The following is a 12,181-nucleotide window of genomic DNA, read 5'->3' on the forward strand; positions in this document are numbered from 1 at the left end:
TCGACTTCCGTGCGACCCGCATGCGCATCTCCGCGCAGATGAAATTCGATCTCGACCTTGTTGTAAAGCGTTCCCTCGCCCCCTTCGGATGCCAGGTCCTCGTAGAGGTAGGTAAGCCGATTCGATCCAACGCTCAAAAGACAGCTCGATCGCCAAGTTTCGAGCGATTTTCAATTCTTTTGTGCCAATACATGAATAAGATGCTAAGTCATTGATTTCAAAGGATTTTTTTCGCACTTATGGCAGAATATTGACATGCATCACGAGCGCCTCAACCGTGTACCGACCAACCCTTCAGTCCAACTTCTGACATCGGATAAGGCGCGGTTGGACGGCGGCGGTAGCGCGAATCAAGCTTGGAAACGACTTCGCAGCACGGGCACTACAGCAGCGGGCTGGGCAGATGCAAACGGCTTCAGCCGCGCCTTGGTGTACGCAGTGCTGCGCGGTGAGCGAAAGTGCCTGCGAGGACAGTCTCACGCCATCGCAGTCGCGCTCGGGCTCAAGCACGCCTGACTTGCCACTTCCAGAAGGACCGATCCGCCATATGACATAGCCGAACACTCGACTCGCCATGAAAAAAGCAGACGCAACTGGTGGAACAGCTGCGTCTGCATGTCTGCGCCCCGAAAGATCCTCGTCGCATCTTCGGGTGAATCGTTGGAGCAACCCAATCGGGTTCAGTATTGACGCCTAAATTTTAGCCTCGCTTCCGTGAGGCAGGGTTGCTTCGTTTGTTCATTTTTGTTCACTCGGCGACGGGCTCGCCGAGGGATGAAGCTCGCTCCGAAAGCGCAGCCATGAAAAATATGCTCCCTTCCTTTTCTCGAGGTCTGTCATGAGGACGACCAAGAGATTCACTCCTAAAGTTCTTGCCCGCTTCATGGCCCAAGGTCGAAGCACTGGCACCCTCGAAGATTTCACTCCGTGGCACCGCGTCTCCCGCGGCGATCCCTCCAGTAAGGGGCGATCACACCTTCTCTACTGGCGCGATCGATTCCGCGAACTTCTCAGCGACGGCGAATGGAAGGGCGAACTGTTCATCATTCTGATGTCGAATGTCTTCGACAGTCGCGAGCAATTCAAGCTGTCACGCAACGCTGCTCCGCATGAACTGAAAAGCTATGACGTCGCGGCGCCAGGCGGTCTCTTCGATGGCACGCTGAAAATTGCAGCAGAGCTCGGCTTCAGACACCCGAGAGTCTCGGGCGACGGTGAAATCTGTGATTGGGAATTCACCACTGACAACCTGCTTACTTTGATGTCCTACAACGGCGTCAAGTATCTTCTGGCGGTCTCCTTCAAGTACGGAAAATTCGATGCGCTGAAACCTCGAGAGCGGCAACTGCTCTCGATCGAGCGCGAGTACTGGCGCCGGCGCGGCGTTGAGTGGCTTCTGATCACGCCCCAGGAGTACGACAGCACTGTTGCAAACTGCCTTCGATGCAGTTCCGGCTGGGGCTTCATATCCGAGCCGCTTCCAGCCTTGGTCTTGATCAAGGCTTCAGCGGTCGCCAAGGCCATGGTCGGTGCGTCGTTGACGCGCACGCTGGAGGAGATATGCGCACGTCTCCAGGTGAACCTGGAGACCGCTCAGCATGCGTTCTGGCAAGCCGCGTGGAAAGGTCAACTGCTGCTAGACCTTCGCCGCAGTTGGCGGCCTTCCACACCGGTGCACTTCCTCAGCCAAGCGGATTTCAACGCTCTCAATCCACTGGTCTCCAGGAGGTCAGCATGGAAGGAATGAGTCTCGGCCTGGCCTTCAATGCCGCCATCAAGATCGACGACGCAAGCGGAATCGGTGGGCTTTATCGAGTTGTCTTCGCCGACAAGCTGCTTGATGAGATTGCGCTCGCGCGCCTGGACATGCCCACCGAAGAGGAAAAACCCTCACGCGGCGGGCGCCGCAAGGCGGAGAAAACCAAGACGCCGCGCAAGAAACCTCCAGCACCTCTGGTGGGAAAACTCAAGTGGGAGTCGTTCGAGAAAATCTCCCGATTACTTGACGCTGACCTCGCAAGGATCGTACACATCGAATCCGATCGGATCGATCTGCCCATCGCCGGAACCGGCGATCACAAGATCTTCGTCGAGCGGTGCGGTGCGATGGAGCCCTTCCTCGATTTCGACAATTTCAGAACTGAAATTCTTGCCTCTCGCGGCATTTCCTCGCTGGTGCGAGACGCCTGCGAAAAGTCGGGACTCTCTGAGCCCGCAATCTATAAGTACTTCTCTCTTCTTTGTCGGCATGGGTTCGTCGACCTCAGCCTAGTGAGTCGCAGGGATCGCTGCGGCGCGCCTGGGAAGGTTCGCCGTGTGGATCCTGATACTGCCGAAAAGAAGGGGCGAGAAAAGGCGGGGCGCAAGACCAACGGGCAACGAATCGAGAAACTCATCAGTGGGATCGACATGAAGCCAGAACAACCGGGCATGAGCACCCAATGGGCAAACATGATCCTGGCGGCCGACGACGAGATTACCTGCCCGAAACCGGCCATGCCGCAGCGCTGCCAGATGATTCTTGAGAAACGCTTTGTCACCAAGTTCAAGGAGGTGGACGGCACCTATACCCCGCTCAATCCCGAGAAAGGAACTTACCCCACGCTAAAACAGATCAGGCGAGTTCTCGTGGAGACAAAGTCGCTGTTGCTGCGCGCCCTCGAACGTACGACCAAAGGGCACTATCAGCGCAGCATGCGCAGCATGACAGGCAAGAGTTGGCAAGGCGTTGCCGGGCCCGGTCACACGTGGGCAGTGGACTCCACCATAGCGGACATGTACCTGCGCTCCACCGTCAATCGCGCCTGGATCATTGGTCGCGCAATCGTTTATATCTTTGTCGATATATGGTCGACTTCCATTGTCGGATTTTTGGTATGTCTTGAGGGGCCGAGTTGGGCAATGGCCAAGCAAGGCCTCTTCAGTTGCCTTGCACAACCCAGCCTGATGAACTCGATACGCGGCTTCGAAGCCATTCCGTCGCTGGCGCCCCATCCTTCGTTGCCCGTGTATCTTCTTTGCGATCGCGGGGAATACCTCTCGAAGGGCGCATCGGAGACTGCGTTCGGCTTGAAGCTCAACATGCAATACGCGCCGCCCTACCGCCCGGATCTGAAAGGCCTCGTCGAAGTCCTTCACCGCATCCAGAAGGACCAACAGTTCCTCTTTGTCCCAGGTGCAATCGACGCGCGGCGCGCAGAACTCGAGCTTCGCAAGTTCGACATGAGCAAGGCCGTATACACGCTTCCTGAATACGTGAACTACCTGAGCATCTGCTTTGCCAACTACAACCTGACTGCCAATCGCACCTCCCGTCTCGACGTTGAGATGATCGCAGAGGGTGTGCAACCTTCACCAGGAGGGCTTTGGAACTACGGCCACAGCGTGGGAATCGGCACTACCCGCGCAATAAACCAATCCGACCTGATCAAGAAGCTGCTGCCTTCGAGCAACGCGATCGTCACTCGCAACGGCATCAAATTCGGCGGTTTGGAGTACGTATCTTCCATCGCAACGGAACTGGAGTGGACGGGTCTTGCGCGGAACTTCGGCGCGTGGGATATGAATGCGCACCACTACACCGGGAGCGTTTCCCGCATCTGGACCCCAAACCCTCTGGAGCACGGGATGATGGAAATGCAACTCTCCGACTACACACGCGCAACGCCAGAAAATTCGTGGGATGAAGTCCGCGATGCTTTTGTGTATCACACCCTCTCCAATCATGATCGCCAGCACAAGATCACGATGAAGAATCTGGACATGAGGCGCCGGATGCAGGCCCTCATTGATGACGCGACGGCACGAACCCGCGAGGCACTTGCAAAACACAGCGGCCCTGTTCCGAGCCCGACCGAGGCCAGGTCCTTGGAGCACAGCAACACGCCGGCGCCCGTTGTTCCAGCCGCTCGCAATGGACTCGGCAAGAACGACGCTGCGCAGGGACTTTTCGACACCCAGAACAACATGGCAGAAAAGCTTCTTGACCTCATGAACATGGCGGAGGACGAGCATGTCGTATGAGGATCCCTATCCCAACAACTGCCTGAATGCGGCCATGGGTCCCTACCTGTCGGCGGAGCAGATTCTTCGTTCCCACCTGAAACGGTTGCCAAGAATCCCCGCCGCAATCGCAGAAATTCCGCGGCACGTGCGCATGCACTTTCTGATGCCATTGAGCGAAGCGCACTTTCCTTCGTCCCATGACGTTGAATTCTTTACCACCATGGATTTGGCCCTTCGGGCCAGCTACGGCCGACGCAACCCCGGCGACCCCCGAACGTGGGCGGTTATCGGAAAGGAACGGCCTCGCTTGGATGGAGGGCACTCGGCAAAGCTGATCGGTGTCGTTGGCGTTCCAGGGGCTGGAAAGAGTCAACTCATCTTTGCTGCACGCTCGGTTTATCCCTCCCAGGTCATCACGCATCAGGACTTTCCCAACATCAATGGCCCATTTGCGCAGCTGGCCCACCTGTCGATCAATATCCCAGCATCCGGCAAGCTCGGTGATCTTGCGCGCACGCTGATGCTCGCATCGGACAGGGCAATGGGCACCGATCGATTCGCAGAAGTACTCGGTCGCATCAGAACCGATGCGTCCGCGCTGTTCGATGAATGGCTGCAGTTCGCCGAGTCTCGTTTCCTTGGCATCCTTCATCTCGATGAGGTGCAGAACCTTTTCAAGTTCGAGACACTCAAGAAGCGATCGAAGAAGAGTGATGGTGACAAGCCGAAGCTGCGCATCGCCGACGACACTACACTCAAGCGGATCCTGACGCTTTCCAATACGTCAGATTTCGTCCTGGTGCTGTCTGGGTCGCCAGACGGCATGGCGGCGTTGCAGACGCGTTTGAGCACTGCCAGTCGTTTCGTCGTGGGCGGGTGGCATGAGTTGCACATCTTCGATGATCCGAACGATCAGCGTTTTCGCGGCACATTCTTGAAGCCGCTGCTTCGGTACCAGTATGTGCGAGACAAGCTGGTCGATTCCGATGGACTGGCCACCACCATCATCGAACTCACCGCAGGAGTTCCTCGGTTCATCATCGCGCTCTGGACTGCAGCCCATCGGGTCGCGTTTGCCCGACATGCCTCATCCGGTCTCCAGGTCGACGACCTTCAGATCGATGACCTGAAGGTCGCGGCCAGCCTCTACTTCACCCCGATCGCACCCGCCATCCAAGCGCTTCGGAGTCGTGATCCAGCACTCATGCGCCGGTACGAGGATCTTTTGCCGGACGACACCATGTTCTGGTCGGGGTTTTGGACCCGGATGAGCACAGGCGAGCCACCCAAGCCTCAAGCGACTTAGCTTCCCAGCAATGCGCGCTCGATCGCGCGCCGCGTCAGCGGCAGACGATCGAGTGCGCGCAGCTTCGCTTTCAGATCAGGCAGTTCTTGAAGCAGATCCGGGAGCCGCAACGGCCGATGGCCCGATTTCCTCTCGAACAAGCGCAGTGCGGCGAGCTGGACCGCCTCGGAGAACTCGAGATCGCGCTGATCCCAACGGATTGAACTGTTGTTTCCTTGCGTCCTGGCCGCCGGAGCAGGCAGGTTTGCATCCAGCCATGCTCTCTCGTTGCGATACAGATAGGCATACGCAGCCGGTTCCATTGCCCGGGCCAGTTTGATCCCGATTCCAGGGTGCTCCTGGATACAACGCAGCCAGGCGGCTTGAGCTTTGCCAGACGCTTGCTTCCGGCGCGCGGCATGCCAGGCGAGATGAAGACCGGTTTCGGTTCTCAATAGCTTGGTAATCGCGACCTCGGAGACGTTCGCAGCTCGAGCGACGCTTTGCTTATCTTCGCCAGCGAGGAGCCTTGCAATCGCCAACACGCGGATGTCGTCTTTCAATCGCTTGGGGCGGCGCTTGACGTGCAAGCCCATCTCGCTCGCCCAAGCCATTGCCGTTTCCGTCTGAACGCCGAGTTGCGTGGCCGCTGCTCGCATCGACAAGTCCTGACGCTGGACGAGCTCGGCCAGTTTCAGCCTGGCTGCTTGCCTCGCGTTTTCTTGGCTTGCTGCTTGAGGCTGCGACCCAGGATGCGCCTCTTCGAGGTTGTCTTCCAGCAAGGCGGCGTCATTCAATTGACGGTAGGCATCAAGGAACCGGTCGCCGTCGCCGTACAACCAGACGATGATCGCAACATGGCGCAGAGGGTGCGTTCCCTCTATCGGGGTGCGAAGCAACGCCGGAAGCTGCACCTGAGCCTCGGAGGCCGTTGCAGCGAAGGCTCGCAGTTCCGCGCATTCGCGCGCCGGTTTGATGAAGCTCACAAAATCGGGTGCCAGTTCCTTCAATCGAAGGGATCCACCAAGCGAGATCCAACCTCGGCGAGCGATCTCATGGCGATAGAGAAGATGGAGGCGATCTGGAGAGAGATAGCCATCCGCCGCACTCCGGACCAGCGCAAGCGAAGTGGTCGTGAACTGCGTCAATCGATCAATCGTGGCATCCGTCCAAAATGGCGGCGTGACCTGTCTGAACTGGGCTGCATCCGGAAGGTGCCATTGAAAGCGCTCGATGCCGGTGGCCTTCAGCAAGGACTCCCGGAGCGGCTGCTCGTGATCCGGGCAGATCCAGACCCCGGGATACTGATGTTCGAGATGCCAATACGCCCAACCGGTCAGCTCTCGATCTCTCTGCATGCACGCAGGGCAGGCCTTCAAAGGGTGATTGGCGCGGAACCGGCTCGTCAAGATCCCAAGTCGCAATTTCAGATGCGCAACATTCTGGGATTTCATTCGCTCGACCGCCGCATTCGTTTCGGATGGTGCTGCGAATGCCCTGTAGTACGCGAGGAGAGTCCGCTCTCTTGCAATGCTGTCGGCCGATCCCAGCCTTCCCAAGATTCGCGCTTCGAAGCGGTCTAGCCCAGATGGTAGATCGTGACCACTACCGATGCGTTTCGCTCCGAATAGAACACGCGCGGTATCGCTTGCCAGGCGATATCCCCAGTAACGATGGTGTCGACTGCATAGGCTGAAGAAACTTTCGCCGGGCAACCACCCGAGCAACGGCTCCTCAAATCCCGGAAGCATTGGCTCCGGACGATCAAGCGGGCGACCACTCATACAGAACTCATTTTCATCGATCTGCCCTGCTCAGCCAGCGCAAAGTTGATCCACAGAAAAGCTCAAGAGGGTGCAGATTTCTGCCTTAACTTAGTCGATAGCTAAAAATTTTTATCAGTACCGCATGTTTGATCGGGGAAACAGATGGACGAGAAGGCGGGACTCGCTTCCGGGGGTACTGAAACTAGCCGAGAAATCTCCAAGAGTATCGACAATGATGCCTTGATGCCTTGATGCCTTTGGTCGAAGCTAATAGTGGTCGAAGCTAATAGAGTTCAAAACAAACTAATAGAGTTCAAAAAAATGTCAGGTACTTTACCGGTCATCAAATAATAGGGTTCAAAACATTTAGGAGGTGCCAGGTAAGGGAAGATCTGAACAGCTCACCAATTGGCCTTCGATGAGGGCCAACGATGCGCATGGCGATGAATCGCATCGCCAGATACCCCAATTCAATGAGGCCTGCGTGTGATCCAGCACCCTCAGGCTGTTTGCAAACGTGCCTGTCCCATCATCGCCATCAGTTTCTTGCGCGCCAGCGGACAGGCCATCGGCCAGGCGTTGAACGAATCAATCAAGCAGGCCGGCGCAAAGTAGCCCGCCCCCCCCCCCCGCTCTGGCTTCGGCTGGCGCGGAGGATTTTGTTGTTTGTGGGTGAGTCGAGCCTAGAGTTTGCAAGGCAGATGCCCTTCTGGCCGCATCTTGCCGCTCACCGTTCAGATTGGCCCTCGAAGCTTCTCAGTGCCTCTCGGTAGGCCTGTGGCAGGTCCCACTTCCGAGCACCATCGAGAATGAGGCCAAGGTACCCCACACTTGGGGCATGCTCGGAGGCCGCCTTGTCGAGGACCTCATAAGTGATTGCATCAAGAGAGCAGCCATCTGCAGCAGTGACCTGCACTTGAACACGCACATAGGCTGGCGGGCTCAAGTGGGTTCCCTCGTGCCGGTCAAGGGCGGCTAAATCCTCGCCGCTCACTTCGAACACCGCGCCCCACACAGACTGCCCTGGCGCTGGGACGATGTCAGCGACGCCGCACTCGCGCTTGCGTGAGTACCTGGTGAATGCCAACTTGTAGCCGAGCAGTTCGGCGGCGCAGATGAATTTGTGGGACGGGCAACGTGCACGGATCTGGTCATGCGACATGTTGGACCCATAGGCGAAGTAGTTCGGCATACGTTCAGTTTCTGCGAATCGCTGCGACCCAGCTCGTTCGAATTTTGCCGCGGATGCGGGTGACCGATCTTGACTGGATTCTGCCGCTCCAGCCTAGGCTTGGCCACGATGAACAGCCATGGCGATCTTGTACGCAGCGTTCTCAGCCTGCGCACGACGAGGCTGACTCCACTGGCCAGTACACCACCGCAGTGGCGCTACCTCTCTGAAGCTCGATACGAACGTCGCGAATCGGCCTCTTGGCTTCGGGCTGCACATCGAGCGCGATAAAGGCTGGCGCCGGCAACTTGGGAACCTCGAGCGCCTCCGGTGCAGCCGCCTTGATTGACCCGCATCTGCGTATCGATGCAGCGGGCTGCAGTCGTGCGCTCCGAAGTATGGGCAGGGTCAGGCGCCAGCAGAAACGTGGATCATGTCTGCGCGGAAATCAACAGTCAGAAGTCACTACGCTTGCTCCACCTTGATCAAGCCATATTCCTGCATCTGACTACGCACCTCTTGAATCTCACGATTCAGTTGGACGAGATATTCGTTGGCAACCATAGAGAACAGGTCTTCACCAACTTTATCCAGCTTGACGATGAACTCCCCGATCCCGATTCGCTGTATGAGCTTGTTGAAAGCACTCTTGACCGCATTCGGATTGTCGTCGGACAGCGGGATCGTGACAGGGCCTTGCTCTATGTTGATCTTGAGGAAGTACTTCTCCTCAACGCACTCCACTGCTGCATCAAGTGTGACCATAGATTTTCCCTCTCTCTCCAAATGCATCCTTGCCGCCTTCGAGTGTGCGCATGCTGACCATCTTCCAGTCACGCTCCTCAGGCTTCTCCACGTTCACCAGGTTGTTCGTGAAGGGATTGCCAACGAACGTGCTATATCCCTCCGGCCCATGAGTGCGGTAGATCGAGCAGTACGGCAACGTTCGCACGGCAATGTTGGCATCGTGCGTTGAGATGAACACTTTACGACCTGACTTCGCTCGCTCTTTGATGAGCGGAACGATTACATCGTTGATGTATTCGTTGCCAAGGCTCTTCTCGGGCTCATCAAGAATGTAGACCTCCTTGTCGATCCCCAGCTCCTTTTGCAGCATCACCATCGACGCCTCGCCACTTGAAGGCGCATAGGGCAGGCCGTCGAGCGTGAAGTACCTCTTGAACAGAAGCAATTCATGGACCGTTTTGATCTCATCGACGCCCTCGGTGGCATTGAGCTCAGAGACATAGTGGAACAGGTTGTCCTGGAACACATGCTTGCCCACCGCATGGAGAGCATTGACAAACTTCTTCTGGACACCCTTCTTTACGCTCGTCAGGCTCAGCGTCTCTCCGTCCGTGACGCTGCCATCCTGAAAGAGGAACTGGGTCACGAACTTCAACTCGCCCTTGCCTGAGCCGAGGTCGCCGACGATCTCCTCTTCATTCTCGATCACAGAATTCAGGCTCTTATCGATCGCGCGGATACTGGCGGCGATCTTCAGGCGGTTCATTGCATAGTCACGAAAGCCCGTCGTGGTGGGCTTCGCGGGCGAGCCTGTTTTGCGCTCTACTTCAATCCGGAAGGTCTTGATCGCCGAATTGAGCAATGAGAGTTCCTTCCAGTCTACAAACCCGGACCACTCCTTCCCAATGAGGCGATCGAGCAGCAGCCCGAGGATACGCCGCAGCTCTGTGAACTCGTCGTCCGCTAGCTCCTTCTTCACGAGAGGATCTTCTTCCATAAAAGCAAAAAATGCATCGATCTTTGAGGCAGTCTCGTGGTACTTGGAGAAATTTCGCTCGGCGTCACCTTCCTCCTGCGTGTCGATGTCTTTGAGCAGGATCAGCTTCGCATTCTTGTTCGAGACCGTGGACTCAAAGAACGCCTTGAACTTGGTCACGCTTGTGACGTCCACTTCGATTGCGGTAAGCACCACCTGAATATCGTCCTGGCAATAGCTAATGCCATGGTTGTTGAGATTGATGCTCAATCCCTTGCCCTTGATGTCAAAGATATCGTTGAGACGGCCGCTGGCGGACTCGTAGACCTTGGCATCGATTCCGTTCTTCATGTAGTGCTTCGCAATAGCGTGGAGGATGCAAGACTTCCCAGTCCCCTTCGGCCCAAAGATGATGTTGATATCGTTGAACACCCTGATGGTTAGCTTCTTCCCGTCTTCGAAGGGCGCCAATGTGAGTTCTTCAGACGTCTTGCGATCCATTACCGTGTTAATGGTCGTGGGGTCCTTTTGCAGGAGCAGGCAGAAGTGCTCGAAGCCATCGATAGGCAGACGTAGATCGGGCAACTCGTGAGCACCCTCGACATACTTCCCCCAATCATGGATGTCGGAGCCGTAGATCGAAGACCGGCCATGCGAGATGTGGATGCCCGCGGAGATGGCATTGCTTACCTCCTTCAGGATGCTCCACTTGTTCTGCGCTCCCGATTCAAGCGCTGCCAGCATTTCGTCCGATACGCTCGGCCGCTTCTGCTTGTAGTGGGCAACATAGAGCGGCTCCATCGCATCGAACGTCGCGAGAACGTCCGGAATCGTCACCTTGAACGAGTCCGGCGTGTAGCCCTTTGTTAGATCAACTACCGCGGCGAAGAACTGTGCCGCTAGCTTGGGCGAGACAATAACCAGCAGGTGACCTTTGCCACGATCGTCGTAAACATCAAGTTCCACGCCAGGCCATACCTGCGCGTCCGTTCCGATGCGTGCCTGGATAGCCTGGAACTGAGAGAGATCAAAAACGTTGTGATTTGTGATCGCAACAACCCGGACTTCTGTCGATAGGATCGCGTCACAAAAGTCCTCCGGCGAAATCTCTCGCGTCTGCGCATCACCAGATTTGCATTTCCTAGTGTGCGTGTGGATATCGATTTTCACAGATTGCATCTCCCCATACGAGTCTCAGGCGGTGTGTTGGAGTGCTGTGATTACTTGTGGCTCCCATACTGGTCACGGGTTTTGTTGTTCCGGTAAGTGCCGCCGCGATGCGAACTACCTTGCCCACCCGAATAAGTACCGCCGTGACTGACAGTGTGATGCCCTCCTCCATACGCAACGCGGCCGCCCCCACTACCTTTGGCAACAGCCAACGGCGCAGCGAACATGGCAATGGACCAGACCGCAAGCAGAAATGCTCTCTTCATGGCGTCCCCTCCTGTGAAAATTTCCCAACATGTGGCAAGGCCGTGCATTGGTCGCACAGAAATTGACGCCTTAGGGCAGGGTTATCCAAAGCGGCCCAAGCTGCAATCCCGCGTTCATGGGATGAGCACCTCACGCCCGCGCCGCCACTGCTCGACATCTTCCGCATCGCGCTCTAGTTCCACACCCAGCCTGTAAACAACGCGGAAGATGCGAATGCTCGCCATTGCTGCCATCAATTGCGAATTCGAATCATCGCAACATGCTGGTAGTGCCGATGCAATCTTGACCAGCTAAACCGCAAAGGCTGATCACGATTGCACTGGCGCTAGCACAACATGCCATGACCGCTGTCCGAGTTGCAGCAGCTCGAGCAATCGGGTGACCTGATCATTGCGCATCATGCGCCGTCGATGCTTGCTGACCGACTGTGTGATGCCATCGTTCAGCAATGGGCGAACGAGTTCTTCGATGAACCACCGCCCGAAGTGGTCATTGAGACCTGCTTGCGTTCATCGGCGCGCCACCTGTCTGAGCGCTTCGGAATGGACGAAGCAGATGCGTGCGCTGTTGCGAAGGGGTTCATGGACTGGTTAGCATCAACGCGAACGCTTCGAGAAGTGGCAGAGCTTGTCACTCACCAGGGAGCGAAAGAGGTTGCGGATGGCGCCTATTTCTGCGTCCATCTTGATAAGGGTGAGTACTACGGCCCGGACTACCTGGATTGGCGAAAAGCACAGTACGATGGCCGCACATGAGCGAGTCGTAGGGAAGTCGGAGTACGGCCATAAGCCGCC

Annotated in this window: 9 protein-coding genes; 5 read left to right on the forward strand and 4 right to left on the reverse strand. The window is 56.7% G+C overall.

Going from position 1 to position 12,181, the window contains the following annotated elements:
- Positions 1-255 precede the first annotated feature (255 nt).
- The 4 genes from BM013_RS09290 (at position 256) to BM013_RS09305 (ending at position 5,311) form a co-directional block, all read left to right on the forward strand.
- Entirely contained in the window at positions 256-516 is a 261-nt protein-coding gene (locus BM013_RS09290; RefSeq protein ID WP_093125732.1) for a DNA-binding protein, read from the forward strand.
- A 322-nt stretch (positions 517-838) separates the two neighbouring features.
- Entirely contained in the window at positions 839-1,747 is a 909-nt protein-coding gene (locus BM013_RS09295; RefSeq protein WP_093125735.1) for a PDDEXK family nuclease, read from the forward strand.
- Positions 1,735-4,023: a transposase gene (locus BM013_RS09300; protein WP_177225445.1), complete on the forward strand. Its 2,289-nt coding sequence runs from the start codon at positions 1,735-1,737 to the stop codon at positions 4,021-4,023. Before BM013_RS09295 ends, BM013_RS09300 begins: the two co-directional genes overlap by 13 nt.
- Positions 4,013-5,311, forward strand: a complete 1,299-nt coding sequence (locus BM013_RS09305) for an AAA family ATPase (protein WP_093125740.1) — start codon at positions 4,013-4,015, stop codon at positions 5,309-5,311. Before BM013_RS09300 ends, BM013_RS09305 begins: the two co-directional genes overlap by 11 nt.
- Here BM013_RS09305 and BM013_RS09310 read toward each other — a convergent pair.
- The 4 genes from BM013_RS09310 to BM013_RS09325 form a co-directional block, all read right to left on the reverse strand.
- A complete protein-coding gene (locus BM013_RS09310; RefSeq protein ID WP_093125743.1) occupies positions 5,308-7,074 on the reverse strand; it encodes a TnsD family Tn7-like transposition protein in 1,767 nt (588 codons plus the stop codon). The genes BM013_RS09305 and BM013_RS09310 overlap by 4 nt on opposite strands.
- 709 nt (positions 7,075-7,783) lie before the next feature.
- Positions 7,784-8,248, reverse strand: coding sequence for a gamma-glutamylcyclotransferase family protein (locus BM013_RS09315; protein ID WP_093125745.1), 465 nt, complete (start codon positions 8,246-8,248; stop codon positions 7,784-7,786).
- Between the two features lie 444 nt (positions 8,249-8,692).
- Positions 8,693-8,992 (reverse strand): hypothetical protein, encoded by a 300-nt coding sequence (locus BM013_RS09320; protein WP_256221437.1) that lies wholly within the window; start codon positions 8,990-8,992, stop codon positions 8,693-8,695.
- On the reverse strand, positions 8,979-11,120 hold the full coding sequence (locus BM013_RS09325; protein ID WP_143098249.1) for a PHP domain-containing protein: 2,142 nt from the start codon (positions 11,118-11,120) through the stop codon (positions 8,979-8,981). Before BM013_RS09325 ends, BM013_RS09320 begins: the two co-directional genes overlap by 14 nt.
- Positions 11,121-11,743: 623 nt before the next feature.
- Between BM013_RS09325 and BM013_RS09335 the strand changes: the two genes are divergently transcribed.
- A complete protein-coding gene (locus BM013_RS09335) occupies positions 11,744-12,142 on the forward strand; it encodes a hypothetical protein (protein WP_093125751.1) in 399 nt (132 codons plus the stop codon).
- Positions 12,143-12,181 lie beyond the last annotated feature (39 nt).

It is taken from the genome of Variovorax sp. OK605, assembly GCF_900115445.1.
In the GTDB taxonomy this organism is placed as follows: Bacteria; Pseudomonadota; Gammaproteobacteria; order Burkholderiales; family Burkholderiaceae_C; genus Variovorax.